Source organism: Brevibacterium sp. K72, from assembly GCF_050562175.1.
Classification (GTDB): domain Bacteria; phylum Actinomycetota; class Actinomycetes; order Actinomycetales; family Brevibacteriaceae; genus Brevibacterium; species Brevibacterium casei.
The window spans coordinates 2,731,314-2,756,672 of record NZ_CP191582.1; the positions used below are offsets into that span (position 1 = coordinate 2,731,314).

Sequence of the window (25,359 nt, forward strand, 5' to 3'; positions counted from 1 at the left end):
GGAGAAACTGTGACATAATGGTGCGACGGATACTCGCCCTCACACCGGGCGGGAGACGTGCCTCCACCGAGTCGAGGGAACGGCCTCGCAGGTCGACACGAAGATGAGGCAGCATCCTGAGCCAACGCGCTGAGCGCGAGCCCGGGATGACGTCCACAGGTTTCGGCCCGACACGGGCCATGCAGGACACCGGTCATCCGTGTGGTGTGGACGGAGACACCGGTCCAGGAGTGATCATGAACGATTCGACGAACGACAACGGCACATCGGATGCCACTGAGGGCATCCTCGCCGATCTCGCCGATCTGCAGGAGTCCGCGAATGCCGCGCGCAGCGCCGACCACCAGGTCGACGACAAGGTGCGCGAAGAGCTCGACAGCCTCGCCGATGCGGCAGGCTCCCTGCGGGAGAACCCCGACGAGGACGGCGAGGACTCCCGCCCCCGCAGCCGTCGCGGCCCGAAGCGGGCCCGTGAGGCGGTGGCCAACCGCGGGCTCGTCTTCGAGGAGTTCGTCCGCGAGACGGATCGCACCGGGTCGGACGGATCCGAGTCCGACGCCGACGCCGAGGAGGACGCCGCCGATGCACCGGCCCGCCCGCAGGCGCCCGCATTCGATCCCCGCAACCCCTTCGCCGCTCCCGCCGCCCCGCAGCCGGCCGAACCCGCGAGCCGCCCTGCCCCCGCCGTTCCGCAGCACGGCGGCCTGATCTTCCAGGTGCCCCAGGCCGAACTCGCCGAGGTCGTCACGGTCGATGACGACTACGACGATGAGGACGACGACCTCGCCGAGGACCGGGACTCGCGCAACGACGACGACCGCAGCGACGACGACCGCGGCGACCGGGACGAGGACTCCGAGTCCGGCGGACGGCGCCGTCGCCGCGGCGGCCGCGGCCGCCGCTCGCGCAGCCGCGACGATGACGCCGACGCCCGTGACGACGCTGAGTCCGAGCAGACCGAGGATGAGGACGAGCGTCCCTCCCGGTCGAAGCGCCGTGGCGGCAGGGCGGAGAAGAGCTCCGATCGTGAGGAGTCCGAGAAGCCGGAGAGGTCCGAGAAGGCCGAGGCGAATGAGGACTCGCCGAAGGACAGGACCGGCGACTCCGACGACGATGACGAGGACGGCGGTTCGCGCCGTCGCCGCCGTCGCCGTTCCCGCTCGCGCGGGTCCGACGGCGACGAGGTCACCTCGCTCAAGGGCTCGACCCGCCTCGAGGCCAAGCGTCAGCGCCGCAAGGAGGGCCGTGAGGCCGGACGCCGTCGCCCGGTCATCACCGAAGCCGAGTTCCTCGCCCGCCGCGAATCCGTCGATCGCACGATGCTCGTGCGCGAGAGCGGCGACCAGACCCAGCTCGTCGTCGTCGAGGACGGCATCGCCGTCGAGCACTATCTCAAGGAGAACCGCCAGCAGTCCTCGCTCATCGGCAACGTCTACCTCGGCAAGGTCCAGAACGTGCTTCCGAGCATGGAGGCGGCGTTCATCGACATCGGCAAGGGCCGCAACGCCGTGCTCTACGCCGGTGAGGTCAACTGGGACGCCCTCGGCATGGACGGCAAGGCCCGCCGGATCGAGACGGCGCTCAGCACCGGCGACTCCGTCCTCGTCCAGGTGACGAAGGATCCGGTCGGGCACAAGGGCGCCCGTCTGACGAGTCAGATCTCCCTGCCGGGACGCTTCCTCGTCTACGTGCCCGGGAACTCGATGACCGGCATCTCCCGCAAGCTGCCCGACGTCGAACGCGCCCGCCTGAAGAAGCTGCTCAAAGAACTCGTCGGCGACTCCAACGGCGTCATCGTCCGCACCGCAGCCGAAGGCGCGACCGACAAGGAGCTCAGCCGGGACGTCGAACGCCTGACGAAGCGGTGGGAGACCATCGAGAAGAAGTCGAAGTCGACGAAGGTGCTCGCCCCGCAGCTGCTCTACAGCGAGCCGGACATGATCGTGCGCATCATCCGTGACGTCTTCAACGAGGACTTCAACTCGCTCGTCATCGACGGCGACGGCGCGTGGAACACCATCCACGAGTACGTCGAAGCCGTCGCCCCCGACCTCCTCGACCGGGTCCACCGGTACTCCGAGGACGATGGGATCTTCGACCACTACCGGGTCGAGGAGCAGATCCAGAAGGCGCTCAACCGCACCGTCAACCTGCCCTCGGGCGGTTCGCTCGTCATCGACCGCACCGAGGCGATGACGGTCATCGACGTCAACACCGGAAAGTTCACCGGTGCCGGCGGCAACCTCGAGGAGACCGTGACGAGGAACAACCTCGAAGCCGCCGAGGAGGTCATCCGCCAGCTGCGCCTGCGCGACATCGGCGGCATCATCGTCGTCGACTTCATCGACATGGTCCTCGAATCCAATCGCGACCTCGTCGTGCGCCGTCTCGTCGAATGCCTCGGTCGCGACCGGACGAAGCATCAGGTCGCCGAGGTGACCTCGCTCGGTCTCGTCCAGATGACGCGCAAGCGCATCGGCACCGGCCTGGCCGAGTCGATGGTCTCCGCCGGTGCCGACCTCAGCGGACGCGGGCTGCTCCTGCCCGGTTCGGAGGAGGACGGCACGAAGGCCCACCGCGGCGGACGATCGTCGAACTCGGAGACCGGCGGCAAGCGTGACCGCAAGCGCCGATCGTCGGCGAAGTCGACCGAGACCGAGTCGCAGTCGGATGCGGCGGCCAATGAGGCCTCCCGCTCCGCGGTCGCCGCGATCGCCAAGGCGACCCTGAAGAAGGACGACGAGGCCGAGGCGGACGCGCAGCAGCCGTCCGAGGTCTCGGAGTCTCAGCCGAACCGGTCCGAGCGGAAGTCCGAGGGCCGATCGAAGTCGCGGGGACGGAAGCGGTCGACGAAGTCCGAGCGCGACGCCGAGTCGACGAACGACGCGAAGGCCGGGTCCACGGCCGAGGAGGCCCAGCCCGAGCTGCCGACGGAATCCGAGTCGGAGTCGCTCGCACAGTCCGCACCGTCGGCAGCTGAGCCCGAGCAGCCGGCAGGAGAGCTGCCGCTGATGATCGGTGCCGACACCACGACGAAGGTCGCGGTGGCCGCTGAGGAGCCGGCACCTCGGCGCAAGGCTCCGGTGAAGAAGGACAAGCCCGCCGAGGCCCCGCAGGAGTCCCTGCCGACCTCGTTCGTCATCATCGGCGAGGACTGAGGCCGAACCGCCGACTCCGCACCGTCGGCAATCGGCACCGCGCACAGAGAAGCGCCCCACCAGCTGGTGGGGCGCTTCTCTGTGCGCGGGGATCGAGCCCTGTGGCCTCTGGCGGGGATCTCAGCTGCCGGGCTGTCGGTTCCTCGTCGTGCTGATCGTCGGCTGAGCCGCCTGGTCCCCGCAGAGGACGATCATGAGGTTCGTGACGAGGTCACTGCGTTCGGCATGGCCGAGCGTGACGATGTCGCGGCGCTCGATCTGCTCGATCGCGGTCTCGACCATCCCGACAGCCCCTTCGACGATGAGCTGGCGGGCGGCGACGACGGCGGTCGCCTGCTGCCTCTGCAGCATCGCGCGGGCAATCTCCGGGGCGTAGGCGAGCTGGGTGATCCGCGACTCGATGACCGTCACACCGGCGGAGGCGACGCGCGCGGCGACCTCTTCGGAGAGCTTCGAGGTGATCTCGTCCGCGTTGTCGCGCAGGGACATGCGGCGCGGATCGGAGGAGTCGTAGGCGTACGAGTTCGCAATATGGCGGACGGCGGTCTCGGCCTGGATCGCGACGAACTCCTCAAAGTCGTCGACCTCGAACAGGGCCTGCGCGGTGTCCCTGACCTGCCAGACGACGACGGCGCCGATCTCGATGGGATTGCCGTCGAGGTCGTTGACCTTGAGCGTCGACGTCTCGTGGTTGCGGATGCGCGTCGAGACCTGCTGCTTCGAGTAGAGCGGATTGACGAAGCGCAGCCCCGACTGCCGCACGGTTCCGACGTAGCGGCCGTAGAGCTGGAGGACGACGGCATGGCCGGGCGCCACCGAGGTGCATCCCTTGAAGAGGAACATCGAGGCGATGAAGGCGAGGACGCCGAGGACGATGAGGATGACCCCCAGCGGCTGCTGCGCGATCATCAGCCCGAAGCCGATGAGGGCGAGAAGCGCGGCGAGAATGAGCAGTCCGACGGCGGCGACGATCGCGAAGTAGCCGGAGACCCCTCCTGCGGGCCGCTCGCGCACCCGCTCACCCTCGGGGGAGACGATGCGGGTGGGCCGTCCCGGGCCGTCACGCAGGGGTCCGCGATGATCGTTCGGAGCCTCTCCCGCTGGGCCCCCGACACGTGGGGGAGCGCCGAGTCCGCGTCCGGGGTCGGTCGGGCCGACCTGCCCGGGACCGGCCTGCCCCGGCGGATGCGGTCGGGGGTCGGAATCGTTCGGGAATGACGGCGGATGGTTCTCTGACATGACGCCAGCTTAGGGCACCGAGGGAGTCGCGGATCATTTGGTGCCACCGAATATGTGACTCACGTAACAGTTCCGTAACTGTCCGGATGACGGACGCGAATTCGCTTGATCCGGCGGCCCCTTTGCGGAACATTGAGGCTTCATGGACAGACTCCTCTTAGCCTCAGACGCCCCCACTTCTCCCGTCGACGACGCCATCAACGCGTGGTTCGATCCGATCGCCACCTGGTTCTCGAGCGTCATCTTCGTTCCCGTGACCATCGGGGAGATCTCCTTCCCGTTCGTCGTCGCGTGGCTCATCATCGGCGCCCTCATCTTCACCCTCTACTTCGGCTTCATCCAGTTCCGCGGCTTCAAGGTCTCCCTCGAGGTCGTCCGCGGCAAGTACTCCTCGCCGACCGACCCCGGTGAGGTCACCCACTTCCAGGCGCTGGCCTCGGCACTGTCGGGAACCGTCGGCCTCGGCAACATCGCCGGCGTCGGTGTGGCGGTGGCCCTCGGCGGTCCCGGTGCGACGTTCTGGATGATCATCGCCGGGCTGCTCGGCATGTGCACGAAGTTCGTCGAATGCACCCTCGGTGTGAAGTACCGCGAGATCGACGAGAACGGCGTCGTCCACGGCGGGCCCTTCAAGTACCTGCCCGTCGCGTTCCGCCGCTTCTCCCGCCCCGTGGCGATGACGCTGACCGGCATCTTCGCCATCGCCATCCTCATCTTCGGCGTCGTCGGCGGCGGCATGTTCCAGGCCAACCAGACCTTCGCCCAGGTGCGCACCGCGACCGGCGGCGAGGACGGGTTCCTCGGCGGCCCCTTCGCCGGACTGATCTTCGGCATCCTCTTCGCCCTCCTCGTCGGTCTCGTCATCCTCGGCGGCATCCGCTCGATCGCGAAGGTCACCGACAAGCTCGTCCCCGCGATGGGCATCTTCTACGTCATCTCCTGCCTCCTCGTCCTCGCCATCAACTTCGACACCATCCCGCTGGCGATCGGCGAGATCTTCGAAGGCGCGTTCAACCCGCAGGGCATCGCCGGCGGCATCGTCGGCGTCATGATCATCGGCTTCCAGCGCTCCGCCTTCTCCAACGAGGCCGGCATCGGCTCGGCTGCGATCGCCCACTCCGCGGTCAAGACCCGGCGCCCGATCTCCGAGGGCTTCGTCGCCCTCCTCGAACCCTTCATCGACACCGTCGTCATCTGCACCATGACCGCGCTGACGATCATCGTCGCCAACCAGCCCTCCTACACCGAATCCATCGGCACCGGCGAGATCGGCGGCGTCACCCTGGCCTCGGACGCGTTCTCGACCGTCGCCTCGTGGTACCCGGTGCTGCTCGCCATTGCCGTCGCCCTCTTCGCGTTCTCCACGCTCATCACCTGGGCCTACTACGGTGAGCGCGCCTGGAGCTTCCTCTTCGGACGGGGCAGGGCGACGATCATGGTCTTCCGCGTCCTCGTCTGCGTCTTCGTCGTCATCGGCTGTGTCGCCAGCTTCAGCAAGGTCGTCGAGTTCGCCGACGCGGCACTGTTCATGTGCGCCTTCATTAACATCCTCGGCCTCTACATCCTCATGCCGGTGGTCAAGAAGGAGCTCAAGAAGTACCTCGCCGACCGCAAGGCCGGCACGCTCACCGACCCGGACACCAAGGACGCCGTCCCCGTCGAACAGCCTGCCTGAGCGGTTGCGGCCCTCACCGCGCCCCGGGAACCCGGTCGGGTCCCGGGGCGCAGTGCGTGCGTCGCGGTTAGACTGATCCGGTGACGAACGACACCCGAGCCCAGGACCGACTCCTCGAGCTGCGCGGCAGCATCGACAACATCGACGCCGCCCTCATCCACCTCCTCGCGGAGCGATTCAAACTCACCGAGACCGTCGGGGAGCTCAAGGCCGACCATGGACTCCCGCCCGCCGACGAGTCCCGTGAGGCCCGGCAGGTCGCCCGTCTGCGCCGTCTGGCCGAGGAGTCGCACCTCGACCCCGAGTTCGCCGAGAAGTTCCTCGCGTTCATCGTCGCCGAGGTCATCCATCACCACGAGCGGATCGCCGAGTCCCGCGAGGGCTGAGTCGGCCGAGCCGTCAGCGGTTTGCCGAGACGAACCCGGATCGACTAGACTGGATCGTCGGTGCGCGTGTTGCACCACGGCCGGTGATTCCTCTCAATGGGTCTCCTGCGGAAGCCTCGCTTCCGTCAGAGCCAAGGGATCAGCCGCCGTTCGTATGCGAAAGAGCAGAAAGGGTTCGACCATGGTCTACGCCATTGTCCGTGCCGGTGGCCACCAGGAAAAGGTCAGCGTCGGCGACATCATCACAGTCAACCGAATGAAGGCGAAGGCCGGAGACAGCGTCGAGCTCGATGCCGTCCTCTTCGTCGACGGCGATGCGGTCACGACCGATGCCGATGCCCTCTCGAAGATCTCGGTCAGCGCCGAGGTCGTCGATGAACTGCGCGGTCCCAAGATCGTGATCCAGAAGTACAAGAACAAGACCGGTTACAAGAAGCGTCAGGGCCACCGCCAGGACCTCACCCGTCTCAAGATCACGAACATCAAGTAAGAGGAGACATCTGACATGTCAAGCAAAAAGGGAGTCAGCTCGACCCGCAACGGTCGCGACTCGAACCCGCAGTACCTCGGCGTCAAGCGCTTCGGCGGCCAGGTCGTCAAGGCCGGTGAGATCATCGTCCGCCAGCGCGGAACCAAGTTCCACCCCGGCGTCGGCGTCGGTCGCGGCAACGACGACACGCTCTTCGCACTGACGGCGGGCGCCGTCGAATTCGGCAAGCGCAACGGCCGCAAGGTCGTCAACATCGTCGGCGTCTGACCGACGGACACTGAACGTCTCCCGCTCGGCGGGGGAGCATGAAGGGTGAGTCTCCTGACTCACCCTTCATCTGATATAAGGACATCATGGCCACCGAGTTCATTGACCGTGTCACGGTCCACCTGGCCGCCGGCGACGGCGGAAACGGCTGCACCTCGATCCGGCGGGAGAAGTTCAAGCCCCTCGGCGGCCCCGACGGCGCCAACGGCGGCCGCGGCGGCGACATCACCTTCGTCGTCGACCCGCAGACGACGACGCTGCTTCCCCTGCACCACCGCCCCCACCTCAGGGCCGACGGCGGCGGCATCGGCAAGGGCGACCTCCGCCACGGCGCCGACGGCAAGGACCTCATCGTCCCTGTCCCCGACGGCACCGTGGTCAAGACGCAGTCGGGCGAGGTCCTCGCCGACCTCGTCGGACCCGGCACCGAATTCGTCGCCGCCGCCGGCGGCCGCGGCGGACTCGGCAACGCCGCGCTGGCCTCGACGAAGCGCAAGGCACCCGGCTTCGCCCTCCTCGGTGAACCCGGAGAGTCCTCGACGCTCGTCCTCGAACTCAAGACCATCGCCGACGTCGCCCTCGTCGGCTACCCCTCGGCGGGGAAGTCGAGCCTCATCGCCGCGCTCTCGGCCGCGAAGCCGAAGATCGCCGACTACCCGTTCACGACGCTCGTGCCCAACCTCGGCGTCGTCGAGGCCGGCGACGTGCGCTACACGATCGCCGACGTCCCCGGGCTCATTCCCGGGGCCTCCGAGGGCAAGGGCCTCGGACTCGAGTTCCTCCGCCACGTCGAGCGCTGCGCGGCCCTCGTCCACGTCATCGACATGGCGACGTGGGAGCCCGGTCGGGATCCCGTCTCCGACCTCGAGACCATCGAGTCCGAACTCGCCGCCTACTCCGTCGACCTCGGCGACGGCACGAGCGACCTTCCTCTCTCCGAACGCCCGAAGCTCGTGGCACTGAACAAGGTCGACATCCCCGACGGCCGCGAACTCGCCGACATCGTCCGCCCGGACCTCGAGGCGGCGGGCTACCGCGTCTTCGAGATCTCCGCTGTCAGCCATGCGGGCCTGCGCGAGCTCTCCTTCGCCATGGCCGGCCTCGTCGCCGCCGAACGCGAACGCCGCGCGGAGCTCGAGGCGGTGCCCCAGCGAGTCGTCATCCGACCCAAGGCCGTCGACGACAAGGGCTTCGAGATCCGATCCGAACGCGACTCCGACGGTCCGGTCTTCCGCGTCCTCGGCGACAAGCCCGAACGCTGGGTCGTCCAGACCGACTTCGCCAACGACGAGGCCGTCGGCTACCTCGCCGACCGGCTCGAGCGCCTCGGCGTCGAAGAGGCGCTGTTCAAGGCCGGTGCGAAGCCCGGCGACACCGTCGTCATCGGCGAGGGCGACGGCGTCGTCTTCGACTGGGATCCCACGAGCGTCGGCGGGGCCGAACTGCTCGGGTCCCGCGGCACCGATCTCCGCCTCGAGGAGGAGGCCCGCGCGAGCCGCAAGGAGCGCAAGGCCGCCTACCACGAACGGCAGGACGCGAAGGCCGCGGTGCGTGCCGAGTTCGAGGCCGAGCGCCTCGCCGAAAGGGCCGCGCGAGCACGCGGCGACGCCGAACCCAGCGACGACCGATGACCGCGACGACCCGCTCGCAGGAGGCCGGCGAAGCGGTGCGCGCGGACATCGCGGCGGCCAAGCGCATCGTCATCAAGGTCGGGTCGTCGTCGCTGACGACGATCGACGGCGGACTCGACGAATCCCGCCTCGTTGCCCTCACCGACGCGATCGCCGCCCACCGGGCCGAAGGCCGCGAGGTCGTCCTCGTCTCCTCCGGTGCGATCGCCGCCGGCCTCGAACCCGTCGGGCTGCGCCGCCGCCCCCGCGACCTCGCCACCCAGCAGGCGGCTGCGGGCGTCGGACAGGGCCTGCTCATGGCCGCCTACACCCGGGCACTGGGCCGCTGGGACCTCGTGCCCTCCCAGGTCCTCCTCTCCGCCGACGACCTCATCCGTCGCACCCGGTACCGCAACGCCCAACGGGCCATCGACAGGCTGCTCACCCTCGGCACGCTGCCGATCGTCAACGAGAACGACGCGGTGGCGACGGAGGAGATCCGGTTCGGCGACAACGACCGGCTCGCCGCCCTCGTCGCCCACCTCTCCCACGCCGACGCCCTCGTCCTCCTCTCCGACGTCGACGCCCTCTACACGGGCCCGCCCCACCTGGACACCTCCTCCCGGATCGGCCATGTCGCCGGTCCTGACGACCTCGGCGGGGTCGCGATCGGGGGAGTGGGCTCGGCCGGCACGGGCACCGGGGGCATGGCGACGAAGGTCGATGCCGCGCTTATGGTCACCGATTCGGGCGTTCCCGCCGTCCTCACCTCGGCGGACAGGGTCGGCGAGGTGCTTGCGGGCGGGAACGTCGGCACGGCGTTCTCCGTCACCCACCGTCGCCGCGGCACGCGTCTGCTCTGGTTGCGGCATCTGGCGCGGACCTTCGGCTCGGTGACGATCGACGACGGCGCCGCGACGGCCGTGCGTTCACGCGGGACGAGTCTGCTCGCCGCCGGGGTCGTCGGCGTCGACGGCGAGTTCGAGGCAGGTGACCCTGTCGAGATCCGCAGTCTGAGCGGAGAGACCGTGGCGAGGGGGATGACGAACTTCTCCTCCGCCGAGCTGCCGATGATGTTCGGGCTGACCACAGAGGAACTTGGCACCCGCCTGGGAAGTGACTACCGTAAAGAAGTCATCCATCGCAACGATCTCGTCCTCACCCACGTGAGCGGGAGGAGCTAGTCCATGACCGCAGCAGCCGACATCCACCCCAAGACCGTGCGCGGGGTGACGAGGATCGCGCGGAACGCGAAGGCGGCCGCCGCTCGTCTGGCCACGACCTCGACGGCGGAGAAGGATGCGGCACTGCAGGCGATCGCCGAGGGGCTGCGCGAGTCCTCTGCCCGCATCGTCAAGGCCAACGAGAGCGACCTTGCCAAGGGTGCTGAGAACGGGATGAGCGAATCGCTCCTCGACCGCCTCCGCCTCGACGAGGCGCGGATCGCAGCGATCGCCGATTCCGTCGAGCAGGTCATCGACATCCCCGACCCGGTCGGCACCACGGTCCTCGGGCGCACCCTGCCCAACGGGATCCGGCTCACGCAGTCCCGGGTGCCCATGGGCGTCATCGGTGCGATCTACGAAGCCCGACCCAACGTCACTGTCGACATCGCCATCCTCGCCCTCAAAGCCGGCAACGCTTCGATCCTGCGCGGAGGCTCGGCAGCGGAGAACACGAACGCCGAACTCGTCTCCGTCCTCCGCCGTGCCGTCGAATCCGTCCGTTTGCCCGCCGACACGATCAGCACGATCGACCAGTACGGACGCGACGGGGCGAGCGTGCTCATGAACTCCCGCGACTACGTCGACCTCCTCATCCCGCGCGGCGGCGCCGAACTCATCAACACCGTCGTCCAGGATTCGATCGTCCCCGTCATCGAGACCGGGATCGGCAACGTCCACATGTTCATCGACTCCTCGGCGACCGTGAAGACCGCCGTCGACCTCGTCATCAACTCGAAGACGCAGCGCCCGAGCGTGTGCAACTCGCTTGAGACGCTCCTCGTCCACGAGAAGGCCGCGAAGCGGATCCTGCCGAAGCTCCTCGAGCGCCTCGAGGCGGCCGGCGTCGTCGTCCACGCCGACGCCGATGTCGCCGCCCTGGCCCCGCAGTCGATGCGCATCCGCCGCGTCTCGCGGCGGGACTGGGCCAAGGAGTACCTCGACCTCGAACTCGCGGTCAAGCTCGTCTCCGGCATCGACGAGGCCATCGACCACATCCGTGCCTACACCTCCGGACACACCGAGGTGATCGTGACGAAGGACATCGACAACGCGGAGACCTTCGTCACAGCCATCGACGCCGCCGCCGTCGGCGTCAACGTCTCCACCCGGTTCACCGACGGGGGAGAGTTCGGCTTCGGCGCGGAGGTCGGGATCTCGACGCAGAAGCTCCACGCCCGTGGTCCGATGGGCGTCGAGCAGCTGACGACGACGAAGTGGATCATGCAGGGAAACGGGCAGATCCGCGACTGACTTCGCCCATGTCGCTGCACGCGCAGCCGACATGACGTGAGAAACTGATGGGACACCACACCGGTCACCGCCGGTCCGAGACACAAGGAGCACTACCGTGAACGCAACTCTGCTGGCAGCCGCCGAAGAAGCAGCGGCCCACAACGAGCTGCCGATGGAGCCGATCGGCTACGGACTCATCACCCTGGCGATCTTCCTCACGATGGCCGTCGTGGCCCGGTCGTGGAAGGGCATCTCCTACCGCCACTGATATGGCAGATCGCACCCGTCGGGTCGGTGTCATGGGCGGCACCTTCGACCCCATCCACCACGGGCACCTCGTCGCCGCGAGCGAGGTCCAATCGACCTTCGACCTCGACGAGGTGATCTTCGTCCCCACCGGTCGGCCCTATCAGAAGGACGCCCAAGAGGTCACCGATGCCGAGCACCGATACCTCATGACCGTCATCGCCACGGCGTCGAACCCGCGGTTCCGCGTCTCCCGCGTCGACATCGACCGGCCCGGCCCGACGTACACGATCGACACCCTGCGCGACCTCACCGCCAGCCTCGGCGAGGACACGGAGATGTTCTTCATCACCGGCGCGGACGCTTTGGCTCAGATCCTGACGTGGAAGAATGTCGATGAGCTGTTCTCCTTGGCGCACTTCGTCGGGGTCAGCCGACCCGGCCACGAACTGCGCAGCGAGGGACTGCCCGTCGACCGGCTGAGCCTGGCCCAGATCCCGGCCCTAGCGATCTCGTCAACGGACTGCAGACAACGGGTGATGGACGGAGCCCCGGTCTGGTACCTCGTGCCCGACGGCGTGGTGCAGTACATCGCGAAACATGACCTGTACAGGAGTGATAATGGCTGAAGAGCAGTTCACGTCACGGCGTGCCAGGCGCGAAGCCGAGCGTCTGGCCGCCGAACAGGAGTTCGAGGCCAGGTCGACCCCTGCACAGCCGACGGAGACGAACCGGGCCGACCTCCTCACGCCGCCGGAGCGTCCGGTGGAGAAGCCCAAGGCCCCCGCCGAGGCGGTCCAGGACTCCGCCTCGCGCATCGATCCGGCGCCGGCGGAGAAGGTCGCCCACGAACGCGGTGCGCTGGCCTCGGACCACCTCCCGCAGGAACGTCCCCCGGTCAACGCCGCGGATCGCCTCGATCCCCGGCGCGCGCCGCTGCCGCATTTCGAGTCGCGTGCCGAGCGCAAACGCTACCTCCGTGAACACGGACTCTCCCTCGATGGTGATCTCTCGACGGGCGCGATCCCCGTCATCGCCGAACCCGAGGAGTCGCAGCCCGACGCGGACTCCCGACCCGTCGAACACGAATCCTTCGACACCGCCGGCTTCGGGGGCACCTCGGACGAGGTGGCCGCGCGCGACTTCGAGTCCCCGGTGACCCCGGACTCGGCACCGCGCCCCGCCGCACCCGAGGACGCCCCCGCCCGGCCGACCGGCTCCGCGCCTGCGGAGTACACCGTTGCGAAACCCGCCGACGCACCGGGCAAGGGCACTGCGCCGAACCGGGAGGAGTCGAAGGCTCCCGACGTGAAGGCGGAGAAGGCCCCCGCACCGGGTGAGAAGCCCGCTGCGCAGACCGACGCGACCCCGAACACGCCGGCGGTCAAGCAGGCCGGGACGTCCGCGGCGGCGGAGAAGCCGGCCGCACGGGCGGGCACCGACGCAGAGTCTGCCGCGCCGGCGACACCGGCGAAGACTGCCGACCGGGAGGCGACGACGCGTTCGCGGCGGATGCCTATCGTCCAGCCGCCGGCGACGAAGGGCGTGCGCGTCGTCACCGCCGCCTCGGCGCAGGTGAGCGAGACGACGACGGAGACGGGGGCACGGGAGACCGAGATCACCGAGACCGAGGTCGTCGAGACCGCGACCGCGTCACCGACGTCGACCCCGCGGACCGGGACGACGTCGCCGACCGACGGGGCCTCGACAGCGAAGAAGGACGAGCGGGCAGGTGACGAAGCGGAGTCCGCGCAGTCGGCCGACGACGCCGCCCGGGCGCTGGCCGCGAACCCGGAGACCCGGCCGATGGATGCCGTCCCCGAGGCATGGGCTCTGCCGAACGCCGACTACGAGGACGAAGAGACGGAGAACCCGCCGGGACACCGGATCAAGGCGAGTGCCGTGACCGGTCACGACGGACAGATCCTTGTCGGCGAGGAGCCGTCCAAAGTACCCTTTATCGTGCTGGGCGTGGCGGCGCTCTTCGCCGTCGCCCTCATCGTCATCGCCCTCGTCATGCTGCTCTGACCTCCTGACTGCTCTGACCATCCCGAAAGGACCGCGTGGACACCACCGATCTGCTGAGGACGGCCGCGAAGGCCGCCGATGACAAACTCGGCACCGACATCGTCGCCCTCGACGTCAGCTCGACCCTCTACATCACCGATGCCTTCCTCATCGTCTCCGCCGACAGCGAACGGCAGGTCGGCGCGATCGTCGACGGTGTCGAGGAGGCCCTGCTCAAGGAGCTCGGCCGCAAGCCGCTGCGCCGCGAGGGCCGAGGTTCGGGCGATTGGGTGCTGCTCGACTACGGCGACATCGTCGTCCACGTCTTCTCGTCCGAGCAGCGGGAGTACTACGCCCTCGAGCGTCTGTGGAAGGACGTCCCGGTCATCGACGTCGGACTCGGTGACGCGTCCGGGCAGGCGACCGGGACCGAGGAGACGCCCGGCGAGACCGACGTCCGATGACGAAGACCGTCGTCGTCTGGCGACACGGTCAGACCGACTACAACGTCGCCCGGCGGTTCCAAGGGCAGTCGGACATCGCTCTCAACGCGGTGGGACTCGAACAGGCTGAACGCGCCGCCGTCGCCCTCGCCGAACTCCACCCCGATATCATCGTCTCCTCCGACCTCCTGCGCGCCGCGGCGACCGCAGACCAGCTCGCCGAACGTGTCGGACTCACCGTCAGCCGTGACGCACGGCTGCGTGAGACCTCGTTCGGCGACTGGGAGGGACTGACCCGGGACGAGATCGCCCGGACGTGGCCCGATGAACTCCACGCCTGGATCTCCGGAGCCGACACGCGCCCGCCCAGGGGAGAGACCCGAACCGAATCCGGGCACCGCGTGGCCCGGGCCATCACCGACATCGTCACCGGCACCGATGCCGAGTCGATCGTCATCGTCGCCCACGGTGCCGTGCTGCGCGCCGCCTCCGAGGAGCTGCTCGGGATGACCGGAACCGGGCGCCTCGCCGTGCTCGGCAACTGCGGCCACAGCGAGTTCGGCTTCACCGGCGACACGTGGGTGCTGCGCCACTGGGGGACCGCAGCGGTCTGAGACGCTCCCACGCCGACCACCGCTCATCTGCGCGCTGCGTGGACCGTCCTGATGAGGTCGACGAGGGCCGCGGCAGAGGCGTCCCAGGAGAACCGCTGTGACGCCTCCTGTCCCGCCACAGCCGTCTCCTCCCATGTGCGCGCATCGGTGAGCTCTCCGACCGCAGCGGCGATCGACGCCGGATCGTCCTCATCGAAGAACACCGCGGCATCGCCGGTGATCTCGTGGAAGATCGGGATGTCCGAGACCGCCACCGGCACCCCTTTGGCCATCGCCTCGATGACGGGCAGACCGAATCCTTCCGCCCGGGAGGCCGTGACGAGGGCGGTCGCCTCGGCGAGGAGATCGGCGTACTCCTCATCGCTGACCCCACGGTGGAAGACGACCCTGGCCCGGTCGGGGATGAGGGCTCGCAGCTGCGCCTCCCTGCGCCCCTCGATCCGGCTTGCGATGTGCAGGGTCCAACCCGGCAGGTGCTCGAGCGCGCGGATGAGCGATTCGACGTTCTTATAGGGCATGAACGAGCCCATGTAGACCAGCGATCTTGCGCCCGCGCGGTTCGTCGTCCGCGGCTCGGTGACACTCACCTCCGCGGCATTCGATACCACCGTCACCGGGCGGGTCGTGAGGTGGTGGTCGGCGATGAGGGACTTCGTCGTCTCACTCACCGCGGCGATGGCATCGGCCCGGTTGAGCAGCAGTCGCTGGGGAGCGAAGCTGATGTGGTAGAGGCGCCAGAGCAGGCGCACAGGGGCGGGAAGATCGGCCGGGGGGAGCGGATGCGAGTAGTAGATGAGGTCGTGGACGGTGAGGATGAGCCCGTAGCGGCGACCCGTCGACCCCATGACCTGCATCGTCGAGAACACGACATCGGCACCGAGGGCATTGAGCCGGCGTGCGACGGCGACCTCGGACGGCGACGTGGGGGAGTTGAGCCGCACCCACCGGCACGGCGGCAGGAGCCCGAGCTGCGCCTCGTCGCTGATGATCGCCGTCACCTCGATGTCCGTGCCCGCGGTGGCCTCGAGCAGAGCGGCGAGCAGGCTGGATCCGTACCGGGAGATGCCGTCGTGGTGGGTGGTCCGGGTGAACCGGGCATCGAAGAAGACGCGGATGGGAGAGGAGGTCTGAAGGCCGTCTGAGTTTTTGCTCATGGAACTCCGAGTCGATAGTCTGAACATTCGAAAGTGAGCGTTCGCCGCGACGAAGGGCCAGTGAGTGAAGGAACCAGCACCTGCGTCCGAAGCCCTGAGGCTCCGGTCATGATCCTAACGATAATCGCCCTCGCCGCCCTCGTCGTCCTCACCCCTCTCCTCACCCGCCTCTTCGGTCGGGCCGCGGGATGGCCGCTGGCTGCGGCCTACCTCGGCGTGGCTGCCCTCTTCACGCCCACCGCCGCCGAGGTGATGGCCGGGGCCGATCCCGAAGCGACGCTTCCGTGGGTGCCGAGTCTCGGCGTCGACCTCGCTCTGCGCGCCGACGGCATCGGCGTGGTCTTCACCTACATCGCCCTCATCATCGGCGCGATCGTCTTCGTCTACTCGACGGCCTACCTGCCCAGGGGAGGTGGGGAGACGAGCTTCTACTGGCTCATGGTCGTCTTCACCTTCTCGATGGTCGCGCTCGTGCTCAGCAACGACCTCATCGTCCTCTTCGTGTGCTGGGAGCTGACTTCGCTCGCCTCGTTCTTCCTCATCGCCCGCTCCGGCTCGCCCGGACAGGCACCGTCCCTGCGCACCCTGCTCATCACCTTCATCGGCGGGCTCACCCTCCTCGTCGCCGTCGGCGTGACGATCGCGGCGACGGGGACGACGAACCTCCACGAGGCCCTCGTCTCCGATGTGTGGGCCACCCAGCCGGCCGTGACGACGCTCGTCGCCGTCCTCGTCGCCGTCGCCGCGATGACGAAGTCCGCGCAGTTCCCGTTCCACTCGTGGCTGCCCGATGCGATGGCCGCCGCCACCCCGGTCTCCGCCTACCTCCACGCGGCAGCCGTGGTCAAGGCAGGCATCTTCCTCATGATGCGCTTCTCGCCCGCCTTCCACGCCACCCCCGCATGGAACGTCATCCTCGTGTCAGCAGGCCTCATCACGGCCTTCATCGGCGGCTGGTTCGCCCTCAACCAGCATGACGTGAAGAAGCTCATGGCGTACTCGACGGTCTCCCAGCTCGGGCTCATCACCGCCGTCATCGGCGTGGGCACCGAGGCCGCGATCGCCGCGGCCGCCCTCCACGTCATCGCCCACGCGCTGTTCAAGTCGGGGCTGTTCATGATGGTCGGCGTCGTCGATCACCTCGCCGGCACCCGGGAGCTCACCCGCATCCCGCGCCTCATCGGCCCGGCTCCGGTCGCCTTCGCCGTCATGGCGCTCGGGTGCGCCTCGATGGCGGGCATCCCGCCGCTGCTCGGATTCGTGTCCAAGGAGTCGCTGTTCACCGCGCTCTTCGAGGTCCCCGGCTCCGGGTGGATGCTCTTCATCATCGCCGTCGCCGCCTCGGTGCTCACCTTCGCCTACTGTGCGAAGACCGTGTGGGGCGCGTTCATCGACGGCAAACCCGTGACGAAGAGCGAGCTCGGGCACTCCTCACCGGTCATGCTCATCGCCGCCGGGCTGCCCATCGTCGCGTCCCTGCCGCTGAGCTTCGTCCTCTTCGTCTTCGACACCCCGCTCACCGAGGTCGTCGCCGCCGCGATCCCCGGTGAGCCCGAAGAGGTCCATGTGAAGTTCTGGCATGGATTCACCCCTGAGCTCTTCGCCTCTGCCCTCATCATCGCCATCGGCATCATCCTCATCATCAACCGGTCGAAGGTCTTCGCGTTCTTCCACCGGGCGCGGCTGAGCTTCGACGGCGCCGACGTCATCAACGGCATTGTTGTGGGCCTCATCCGCATCGGCCGCGGGCTGAGCATCGTCGTGCGCCCGATGAATTCGGGACCCTACCTCGCGACGAGCCTCGGCGGACTCGCCCTCATCGCCTTCGTCTCGGTGCCCGTGATCTTCCCGAACCTGCCGCCGCTGCAGGACAACCTGTGGCGGGCCCCCGACGTCGTCCTCCTCGTCCTCATCACCATCGCCGTCCTCGTCGTGTGCACCTCGCACTCGCGCCTGACCACCGTCGTCTCCCTCTCCGCCGTGGGCATCCTCGCGACCGTGCAGATCCTTGCGCTCGGGGCGCCCGACGTCACGCTCACGCAGCTGCTCGTCGAAGCGATGACGATCATCGTCATCATGCTCGTCCTCCAGAAGCTGCCGCGCTCGTTCTGGCGGTACTCGAAGCGCCTCCAGTCCACCCGTGCGGTCTTCGCGATCCTCGTCGGCGCCGCCGTCACCCTGCTCACGCTCACCCTCAACGGGCGCCGGGAGCGGTCGCTGGTGGGCATGTACTACATCGAGAACGCCCCGGAGATCAGCGGCGGGCACAACATCGTCAACACGATCCTCGTCGAGTTCCGAGCCCTCGACACGCTCGGCGAGCTCACCGTCCTCGGCATGGCCGGGATCGCGATCGTCGCCGTGATGTCGACGGTCAAGGACCGCTACATCGACCCTCCGGCGGAGAACATCCCGGAGCCGCCGAGGCGGGCGTGGGTGACCGTGCGGCCGAAGGGCACGAGCGCCTACCGCGGCGTCCACGAAGCGTGGCCCAACGTCATCCCCCTGCAGCTGACGATCAAGGTCCTCGGTCCGCTGCTCGTCGTCACCTCACTGCTCATCTTCTGGCGCGGGCACAACGAGCCCGGAGGCGGCTTCATCGCCGCCCTCATCGGCTCCGCGGTCATCGGGCTGCTCTACATGTCCACAGCCAAGGACCGGGCGATCGGTCCGCCGCGCGCCCCGCTCTACCTCATCGGCGTCGGCATCGGCATCGCCATCCTCACCGGTCTCCTCGGCCTTGTCGTCGCCGGGTCCTTCCTCGAGCCGATGCAGGTCTACATCCTCGGTGAGAAGTACACCTCGTCCCTGCTCTTCGACGTCGGCGTCTACCTCGCCGTCCTCGGGCTCATCCTCCTCTCCTTCAACCTCCTCGGCGTCTCCGACTCCGCGGCGACGCCGGCCGGCGACGATGTGCTCACCGACGGGATCATCCGCCGCGATGTCGAGCGGACCCGCGAACGCGCCGACGAACTCCTCTACGGTGAGCTCAAGGGCCCGATGGAGTCGATCAGGGGTGAGCGTCCCGGCCTCGGCGACCGCATCGCCGCGCGCGGATCCGACCGGAAGGTGAGAGCCTCGACGACGCACATCCTCGACGGAAACGCACCGCTCGACCGCGGTGAAGCCCCGACCACGGCTGAGGGGGAGACCCGATGATCCTGGCCATAACGATCGGCGTCCTCACCGCGGGCGGCGTCTACCTCATGATGCAGCGGTCGATGGTCCGCGGTGTCTTCGGCCTCACCCTGCTCTCGCACGCAGCGAACTTCGTCCTCCTCTCGGCCGGCGTCGGTGCGTGGCGGGTCGAACCGCTCAGCGGCCGCGGCGACCAGAGTCTCGCAGCGGACCCGCTGCCGCAGGCGTTCGTCCTCACCGCCATCGTCATCACCCTGGCGGTGACGATCTTCATGCTCGCCCTCGCCGTGCTCGGCCACGACGACGACCAGAAGCGCGCCCCCGAGACCGGGGAGGTCCGCGAATCGTGAACTCATCGCTCCTGCTCCTCCTCGTCGGCCTTCCGCTGCTCGCCTCGGCGCTCAGCGTCCTCATCACCTCCCGGACCCTCGACCGGGTCCTCCTGCTCGCCGTGCCCTCGTTCGTCGGCCTCAGCGGCCTCGGTCTGCTCGTCCTCCACCAGCGGATCCCGGTCATCGCCCACGACGTCGGCGGCTACATCCCGGGACTGGCGATCCCGTTCGTCTCGGACTCGTTCACAGCGCTCATGCTCGTGCTCACCTCCCTGACAGCGCTCGTGAGCTGCATCTTCCTCATCAACACCGGCGAGGACCAGTACCGGTTCGTCCCGGCCCTGGTGATGATGATGCTCACCGGCGTCTACGGGGCGCTGCTCACCGGCGACCTCTTCAACTTCTTCGTCTTCATCGAGGTCATGGTCCTGCCCGCGTACGCGCTCATCGCGGTCACGGGAACGTGGCGCCGCCTCGGCGTGGGACGGATGTTCGTCATGGTCAACCTCCTCACCTCGACGATCCTGCTCATCGGGGTCGGTTTCGTCTACGGTGCGACCGGCACGGTCAACCTCGCCGTCCTCGCCCAGCTCGGCACACCCACAGGGCAGGGAGCGCTGGCGCTCGGCATCGTCCTCTTCGCGATGCTCGTCAAAGCCGGCGGTGCTCCCTTCCACGGCTGGCTGGCACGGTCCTACCCGAACACCTCGGCGGGGATGATGGCGCTCTTCTCCGGTCTCCACTCGAAGGTCGCGCTCTACGCGATCTACCGAGTGTGCACGACCGTCTACGGGGAACCGCCGGCGTGGGCGAACCTCATCGTCGTCATCGCCGTGCTCAGCATCATCCTCGGCGCGCTCTCGGGCTTCGGGCAGAACCGCGTGCGCAACGTCCTCGCCTTCCAGATGACCGCGAGCGTCGGCCACACCCTCGTCGGCGTCGCCCTCCTCACCGTCGCCTCGCTCGCCGCGGGCGCGTTCTACATGGTCCACAGCATGATCACGATGGCCGGGCTCCTCCTCGTCATGGGCGCGGTCGAGCAGACCTACGGCACGGGATCGTTCAAGAAGCTCTCCGGGTTGGCGAGCCGGGAGAAGTGGGCGAGCGTGCTCATGGTCCTCGGCCTCTTCTCCCTCATCGGGCTGCCGCCCACCTCGGGCATGTGGGCGAAGATCGGACTCATCCGGGCGGCGACCGGAGTCGGTGACGCCGCCGGCTGGTGGATCGTCACGGCGATCGTCGTCGGGGCGCTCATCTCGATGCTCGCCCTCCAGCGGACGTGGCGGAACACGTTCTGGGGCCCGCCCATGCAGTCCTACCGGCCCGACTCCGCGGAGACCGGGCGTGCACCGACCGAACCGGTCCCCGACGGACTGCGCATCCCCGCGCGCCTGCTCGTGCCCGGGACGATCATGATCGCCGTGTCCGTGGCGATCTTCGTCTGGCCCGAACCGCTGCTCGAGGTCACGGCGCGCGTCGCCGAAGGCCTCCTTGACCACACCGACTACATCGAGGCGGTGACGACACCATGAGACGCGTGATCAACGGCCTCTCCTACGTGTTCTTTATCCTCTGGGCCATCATCGTCGGCACCGCGAAGGTCGTCGGCCACCTGTTCCGGGTCAACCGCCCCTACGCCCACCCGATGATCGTCGAGGTGCCGCTGCGGTGCCGCACGGACCTCGAGGTCACCCTGTTCGCCTCCTCGATCACCATCACCCCGGGCACGCTCGTCACCGCGATCGCCGCCGGCACGGCGACGACCCCGCCGGTCCTCTTCGTCCACGCCCTGTTCGAGGACTCCGAGGACGCCGCCCTCGAGGGCCTCTACGACATGGAGTCGCGGCTGCTGGCGATGACTCGGGGACGGGCCCCGCAGAGTCCTCCCTCGGGCGTCGCCGAGGTGGAGGCGAACTGGATCGACCCGGGTTCGGCCGGAGAGAGGGGCAGACCATGACCGTCATCGTCGCCGTCTGTGCGATCATCCTCGCCGTGGCCATCGTCATCGGCCTCATCCGCGTCATCACCGCGAAGGACCTCGGCTCCCGGGCCGTCGTCAGCGACCTCGTGTACTTCTGCGCGGTCGGCATGCTCACGATCATCGGGATCCATGTCTCGTCCTCGATCGTCCTCGATGTCATCTTCCTCGCCTCGATGGTCGGCATCCTCGCCACCATCGCGCTCTCCCGCATCCTCACGAGGGGGCATCGCTGATGAATGAGCTCACCGCAACCATCCTCGTCGGCGTCTTCGGGATCACCGGCTCCCTCATCGTCCTCGCCTCTGCGCTGGCGATGTTCCGGGTCCGCGACGCACTCTCGCGGATCAACGTGTTCTCTCCTGCCACCGGTCTCGGCCTGCCGCTCATCGCGCTGGCCGCCTACGTCAGCGATCTCTACGTCGAGGGCTTCAGCGTCACGTCTCTGCTCGTCCTCCTCGCCACGATCCTCTGCCTCATCATCGTCTCCTCGGTCGCGAGCAACACGCTGTCGCGCGCGAGCGTGCTCTCGGGACAGCCGATCTACCGCAAGACCTCGCCGAACCGGCTGGCGCAGCCCCCGGAGGGGATCGAGGACCCGGACCCCGCGGATGCGGAGCCGGTGACGAAGGACGACCGGTCCGGGCCGAACGGCTGAGAACCGGCAGCTGAGAAGCGGAAACATCGCACCGACAGCTGAGGATTAGGTGAGCCTTTCCTTATGCTAGGATGAGCGAGCCGCAGACGCCGGCGCGCCATCTCAGCAGAAAGCCAGCCATGTTCCAGACGTTTCTCATCGGCCTGCGTGAGGGCCTCGAGGCCGCTCTCATCGTCAGCATCCTCATCGGCTATCTCGGGCGCATCGGCCGCACCCGGGAGATCCGGGCGATGTGGTGGGGGATCGCCGCGGCCATCGTCGTCTCCCTCGGCTTCGGTGCCCTGCTCACCTTCGGACCCTCGACCCTGACGTTCGAGGCCCAGGAATTCATCGGCGGCACGCTCTCGATCATCGCCGTCGGCTTCGTCACGTGGATGATCTTCTGGATGGCGCGCACCGCCAAAGGGCTCGCCGGCGAACTGCGAACGGCCGCTGACAGGGCCCTCGACGGTCCGCTCATCGGACTCGTCGTCCTCGGCGCCTTCTCGGTGGGTCGCGAAGGACTCGAAACCGCCCTCTTCCTCTGGGCGGCCACCCGCGCGAACGCCTCGGCGGGGGCGTCCGCCCTCGGTCTCACGCTCGCCGCGGTCGCGGGCATCCTCATCGCCGTCGCCCTCGCGTGGCTCATCGCCAAGGGACTGCTCCGGCTCAACCTCTCTCGGTTCTTCACGTACTCGGGGGCGTTCCTCATCGTCGTCGCCGCCGGCGTCCTCGCCTACGGGTTCCACGATCTGCAGGAGGCGGGGATCATCCCCGGACTCCACTCGCTCGCCTTCGACGTCTCTGAGGCGATCCCGCCGACGAGCTGGTACGGCGTGCTCCTCAAGGGAATCTTCAACTTCTCCCCGGCCACGACCTGGGTGGAGTTCACCGTGTGGTGGCTCTACGTCATCGTCGTCGGCACGCTCTTCGTCCGCGGACTGCGGTCCGCGCCGAAGCCCGCGGCCGCTCCGGCCGCAGCCACCGCCTGACCTCGCGTCCTCGGGCCCGCTCCCGACGACGCTTCGCGCTCCCGCTCCACCGCGGGCGCACCGCTCCGGACCGCGACCTGCGGACCGTCACCTCCTCCGCTCAGCCAGCGGAGACTCACCCCAAGGATGGATATGAGAACCCTCAACCCCAGCGTCGCCGTCGTCATGGCCGTCGGCGGGGCACTGCTGCTCACCGGCTGCGAGCCCAACGCCGACCAGGGCGGCGCGATCGCCGTGACGAGCACCGACGACTCGTGCGAGGTCGCCGCCACCGAGGCACCGGCGGGCACCCTGAAGTTCGACGTCACGAATGAAGGATCGAAGGTCACCGAGTTCTACCTCCTCGGTGAGGACGGGCTGCGGATCATCGGCGAGGTCGAGAACATCGCCCCGGGACTCGAACGCTCGCTGACGGTCACCGCACCCGAAGGCAAGTACTTCACCGCATGCAAGCCGGGCATGGTCGGCGACGGACTGCGCGGGGACTTCACGGTGACGAAGGGTGAGGGCGGTGAGCAGGTCAGCGCCGAGGACTCCCAGCTCGCCGAACAGGCGACGACCCAGTACTCGGCGTACGTCAAGGATCAGACCGAGCAGCTGCTCACCGGCACCGAGGACTTCGCGAAGGCGTACAAGGCCGGGGACGACGACAAGGCGCGCGAACTCTACCCGAAGGTGCGCACGAACTGGGAGCGCATCGAACCCGTCGCCGAGTCCTTCGGCGACCTCGACCCCAAGCTCGACCTGCGTGAGGCCGACCTCGAGGACGGCCAGGAGTGGACGGGCTGGCACCTGCTCGAGAAGGACCTCTGGCCGCCGAAGGACGGCTACACGGCGCTGAGTAACGCGGACCGGGAGAAGTACGCCGATCTCCTCGTCGAGGACACGAAGGTCCTCTACGATCGCACCCGTGAGATGACGTTCACCCCCGATCAGCTCTCGAACGGGGCGAAGGAGCTCCTCGACGAGGTCGCCACGGGCAAGGTCACGGGTGAGGAGGAGACGTGGTCGCACACGGACCTCTGGGACTTCCAGGCCAACGTCGACGGCGCCAGGGTCGCGTATGAGGATCTCAAGCCGCTGCTGGCCACCCGGGACAAGGAGCTCGACGAGACGCTGAGCACCCGGTTCGCCGATCTGCAGACCCTCCTCGACGGACACCGGAAGGGCGAGGGCTTCGTCCTCTACACCGAGCTGAGCAAGGACGAGGTCAAGGAGCTCTCCGACGCCGTCAACGCGCTCTCCGAGCCGCTGTCGCAGCTCACCGACAAAGTGGTCGGCTGATGACCGACCGGCCAGGCGTCTCCCGACGCGCGATGTTCGGCGTCGGGGCGGGCACACTTGCCGCCGGTGCCGCCGCGGGCTTCTTCGCCCATGACCCGATCGCCGAGGCAGTCGGGGCGGAGAACGACATCGTCGACTTTTACGGGCGGCACCAGGCCGGCATCGTCACCGAAGCGCAGGACCGGATGTGCTTCGCCGCCGTCAACGTCCTCACCGACGACCGGGACGAGCTCATCGACCTCCTCACGCAGTGGACGGCCGCGGCGGCCAACCTCAGCCGGGGACTGCCCGTCGTCGAGGACGGCGTGGCCGGGGGCTCTCGGTTCGCACCGCCGATGGACACGGGGGAGGCGCAGGGACTGAGCGCCGGGCACCTCACGGTGACCATCGGTTTCGGGCGCAGCCTCTTCACCGACGCCGACGGGCAGGACCGGTTCGGCATCGCCGACCGGCTGCCGTCGGGTCTCATCGAGCTCCCGCACTTCCCGGGCGACCGCCTCGACGAGGCGCGAACCGGTGGGGACCTGTGCATCCAGGCGTGCGCGGACGATCCGCAGGTCGCCGTCCACGCGGTGCGCAACCTCATCCGGATGGGCTTCGGCATCGTCTCGACCAGGTGGATGCAGCTCGGCTTCGGGCGCACCGCCTCGACATCGCCGGCACAGGAGACCCCGCGCAACCTCTTCGGGTTCAAGGACGGGACGGCGAACATCCGCTCCGATGAGGAGAAGGCGCTGGGCGAGCATGTGTGGGTGCGCGACGGGTCGTGGATGGACGACGGCTGCTACCTCGTCGCCCGGCGGATCCGGATGCACATCGAGACGTGGGATCGGGAGAGCCTCGACGGCCAGGAGCAGATCTTCGGGCGCACGAAGATGACCGGGGCACCGCTGTCCGGGGGTGAGGAGTTCACGGAGCCGGACTTCGCGATGGCGGGCTCTGCGAACCTCCCGATCATCCCGACGAGCTCGCACGTCCATCTCGCCCACCCCAAGCAGAACGGGGGCATTCGGATCCTGCGGCGCGGCTACAACTACGCCGACGGCGCGGACGCCCAGGGCAACCTCGACGCGGGCCTGTTCTTCATCGCCTTCGTTGCCGATCCTGCCGGCGACTATGTGCCGATGCAGAACCGCCTCGCGAAGGAGGATGCGCTCAGCGAATACCTCCTCCACACCGGGTCGGGACTCTTCGCGATCCCGCCCGGGGTGAACGAGGGTGGGTGGATCGGACAGACGCTGTTCGCGTGA

At 68.3% G+C, this 25,359-nt stretch carries 24 protein-coding genes; 22 read left to right on the forward strand and 2 right to left on the reverse strand.

Annotated features, from left to right (window positions below):
• Nucleotides 1-236 precede the first annotated feature (236 nt).
• Entirely contained in the window at nucleotides 237-3,158 is a 2,922-nt protein-coding gene (locus ACQ1RG_RS12255) for an Rne/Rng family ribonuclease (protein WP_259788428.1), read from the forward strand.
• A gap of 120 nt (nucleotides 3,159-3,278) precedes the next feature.
• Here the strand turns inward: ACQ1RG_RS12255 and ACQ1RG_RS12260 are convergent, their stop codons facing one another.
• The gene (locus ACQ1RG_RS12260) at nucleotides 3,279-4,397 is read right to left on the reverse strand and encodes an SPFH domain-containing protein (RefSeq protein ID WP_009375422.1); all 1,119 of its coding nucleotides are present in this window, start codon (nucleotides 4,395-4,397) and stop codon (nucleotides 3,279-3,281) included.
• 142 nt (nucleotides 4,398-4,539) lie between these two features.
• Between ACQ1RG_RS12260 and ACQ1RG_RS12265 the strand changes: the two genes are divergently transcribed.
• The 12 genes from ACQ1RG_RS12265 to ACQ1RG_RS12320 all read left to right on the forward strand — a co-directional run bounded on the left by ACQ1RG_RS12265 (nucleotide 4,540) and on the right by ACQ1RG_RS12320 (nucleotide 14,594).
• The gene (locus ACQ1RG_RS12265; RefSeq protein ID WP_009375424.1) at nucleotides 4,540-6,072 is read left to right on the forward strand and encodes an alanine/glycine:cation symporter family protein; all 1,533 of its coding nucleotides are present in this window, start codon (nucleotides 4,540-4,542) and stop codon (nucleotides 6,070-6,072) included.
• Between the two features lie 80 nt (nucleotides 6,073-6,152).
• Nucleotides 6,153-6,458: a chorismate mutase gene (locus ACQ1RG_RS12270; RefSeq protein ID WP_009375426.1), complete on the forward strand. Its 306-nt coding sequence runs from the start codon at nucleotides 6,153-6,155 to the stop codon at nucleotides 6,456-6,458.
• 181 nt (nucleotides 6,459-6,639) lie between these two features.
• Nucleotides 6,640-6,948: a 50S ribosomal protein L21 gene (gene rplU / locus ACQ1RG_RS12275; RefSeq protein ID WP_009375428.1), complete on the forward strand. Its 309-nt coding sequence runs from the start codon at nucleotides 6,640-6,642 to the stop codon at nucleotides 6,946-6,948.
• Nucleotides 6,949-6,963: 15 nt separating this feature from the next.
• Entirely contained in the window at nucleotides 6,964-7,215 is a 252-nt protein-coding gene (gene rpmA / locus ACQ1RG_RS12280) for a 50S ribosomal protein L27 (protein WP_009375430.1), read from the forward strand.
• Nucleotides 7,216-7,301: 86 nt separating this feature from the next.
• Nucleotides 7,302-8,846, forward strand: a complete 1,545-nt coding sequence (gene obgE / locus ACQ1RG_RS12285) for a GTPase ObgE (protein WP_009375431.1) — start codon at nucleotides 7,302-7,304, stop codon at nucleotides 8,844-8,846.
• Nucleotides 8,843-10,009: a glutamate 5-kinase gene (gene proB, locus ACQ1RG_RS12290; protein WP_009375432.1), complete on the forward strand. Its 1,167-nt coding sequence runs from the start codon at nucleotides 8,843-8,845 to the stop codon at nucleotides 10,007-10,009. Before obgE ends, proB begins: the two co-directional genes overlap by 4 nt.
• Before the next feature lie 3 nt (nucleotides 10,010-10,012).
• Entirely contained in the window at nucleotides 10,013-11,302 is a 1,290-nt protein-coding gene (locus ACQ1RG_RS12295) for a glutamate-5-semialdehyde dehydrogenase (protein ID WP_193338295.1), read from the forward strand.
• 97 nt (nucleotides 11,303-11,399) lie between these two features.
• A complete protein-coding gene (locus tag ACQ1RG_RS12300; protein ID WP_167560205.1) occupies nucleotides 11,400-11,552 on the forward strand; it encodes a hypothetical protein in 153 nt (50 codons plus the stop codon).
• A 1-nt stretch (nucleotide 11,553) separates the two neighbouring features.
• Nucleotides 11,554-12,159, forward strand: a complete 606-nt coding sequence (nadD, locus tag ACQ1RG_RS12305) for a nicotinate-nucleotide adenylyltransferase (protein WP_040340979.1) — start codon at nucleotides 11,554-11,556, stop codon at nucleotides 12,157-12,159.
• Nucleotides 12,152-13,558: a hypothetical protein gene (locus tag ACQ1RG_RS12310; RefSeq protein ID WP_193338296.1), complete on the forward strand. Its 1,407-nt coding sequence runs from the start codon at nucleotides 12,152-12,154 to the stop codon at nucleotides 13,556-13,558. The genes nadD and ACQ1RG_RS12310 overlap by 8 nt, the downstream gene beginning before the upstream one ends.
• A gap of 35 nt (nucleotides 13,559-13,593) precedes the next feature.
• Complete coding sequence (gene rsfS, locus ACQ1RG_RS12315) at nucleotides 13,594-14,001, forward strand: ribosome silencing factor (RefSeq protein WP_193338297.1); 408 nt, start codon at nucleotides 13,594-13,596, stop codon at nucleotides 13,999-14,001.
• Nucleotides 13,998-14,594, forward strand: coding sequence for a histidine phosphatase family protein (locus tag ACQ1RG_RS12320; protein WP_259788209.1), 597 nt, complete (start codon nucleotides 13,998-14,000; stop codon nucleotides 14,592-14,594). Before rsfS ends, ACQ1RG_RS12320 begins: the two co-directional genes overlap by 4 nt.
• A gap of 23 nt (nucleotides 14,595-14,617) precedes the next feature.
• Here ACQ1RG_RS12320 and ACQ1RG_RS12325 read toward each other — a convergent pair whose 3' ends face one another.
• Nucleotides 14,618-15,748: a glycosyltransferase family 4 protein gene (locus tag ACQ1RG_RS12325; protein WP_259788210.1), complete on the reverse strand. Its 1,131-nt coding sequence runs from the start codon at nucleotides 15,746-15,748 to the stop codon at nucleotides 14,618-14,620.
• A gap of 108 nt (nucleotides 15,749-15,856) precedes the next feature.
• Between ACQ1RG_RS12325 and ACQ1RG_RS12330 the strand changes: the two genes are divergently transcribed.
• The 9 genes from ACQ1RG_RS12330 to efeB all read left to right on the forward strand — a co-directional run bounded on the left by ACQ1RG_RS12330 (nucleotide 15,857) and on the right by efeB (nucleotide 25,359).
• Nucleotides 15,857-18,907 (forward strand): DUF4040 family protein, encoded by a 3,051-nt coding sequence (locus ACQ1RG_RS12330; RefSeq protein WP_167560199.1) that lies wholly within the window; start codon nucleotides 15,857-15,859, stop codon nucleotides 18,905-18,907.
• The gene (locus ACQ1RG_RS12335; protein ID WP_009375449.1) at nucleotides 18,904-19,236 is read left to right on the forward strand and encodes a sodium:proton antiporter; all 333 of its coding nucleotides are present in this window, start codon (nucleotides 18,904-18,906) and stop codon (nucleotides 19,234-19,236) included. The genes ACQ1RG_RS12330 and ACQ1RG_RS12335 overlap by 4 nt, the downstream gene beginning before the upstream one ends.
• Nucleotides 19,233-20,750: a monovalent cation/H+ antiporter subunit D family protein gene (locus ACQ1RG_RS12340; RefSeq protein WP_009375450.1), complete on the forward strand. Its 1,518-nt coding sequence runs from the start codon at nucleotides 19,233-19,235 to the stop codon at nucleotides 20,748-20,750. Before ACQ1RG_RS12335 ends, ACQ1RG_RS12340 begins: the two co-directional genes overlap by 4 nt.
• Nucleotides 20,747-21,175: a Na+/H+ antiporter subunit E gene (locus tag ACQ1RG_RS12345; protein ID WP_162909019.1), complete on the forward strand. Its 429-nt coding sequence runs from the start codon at nucleotides 20,747-20,749 to the stop codon at nucleotides 21,173-21,175. Before ACQ1RG_RS12340 ends, ACQ1RG_RS12345 begins: the two co-directional genes overlap by 4 nt.
• The gene (locus tag ACQ1RG_RS12350; protein WP_009375453.1) at nucleotides 21,172-21,432 is read left to right on the forward strand and encodes a monovalent cation/H+ antiporter complex subunit F; all 261 of its coding nucleotides are present in this window, start codon (nucleotides 21,172-21,174) and stop codon (nucleotides 21,430-21,432) included. Before ACQ1RG_RS12345 ends, ACQ1RG_RS12350 begins: the two co-directional genes overlap by 4 nt.
• Complete coding sequence (locus ACQ1RG_RS12355; RefSeq protein WP_259788211.1) at nucleotides 21,432-21,854, forward strand: cation:proton antiporter; 423 nt, start codon at nucleotides 21,432-21,434, stop codon at nucleotides 21,852-21,854. Before ACQ1RG_RS12350 ends, ACQ1RG_RS12355 begins: the two co-directional genes overlap by 1 nt.
• Nucleotides 21,855-21,973: 119 nt before the next feature.
• A complete protein-coding gene (gene efeU / locus ACQ1RG_RS12360; protein WP_259788212.1) occupies nucleotides 21,974-22,825 on the forward strand; it encodes an iron uptake transporter permease EfeU in 852 nt (283 codons plus the stop codon).
• Nucleotides 22,826-22,957: 132 nt separating this feature from the next.
• Nucleotides 22,958-24,109 carry an iron uptake system protein EfeO gene (gene efeO / locus ACQ1RG_RS12365; protein WP_259788213.1) on the forward strand — a complete coding sequence of 384 codons (1,152 nt, stop codon included), beginning with the start codon at nucleotides 22,958-22,960 and terminating at the stop codon, nucleotides 24,107-24,109.
• A complete protein-coding gene (gene efeB / locus ACQ1RG_RS12370; RefSeq protein WP_259788214.1) occupies nucleotides 24,109-25,359 on the forward strand; it encodes an iron uptake transporter deferrochelatase/peroxidase subunit in 1,251 nt (416 codons plus the stop codon). The genes efeO and efeB overlap by 1 nt, the downstream gene beginning before the upstream one ends.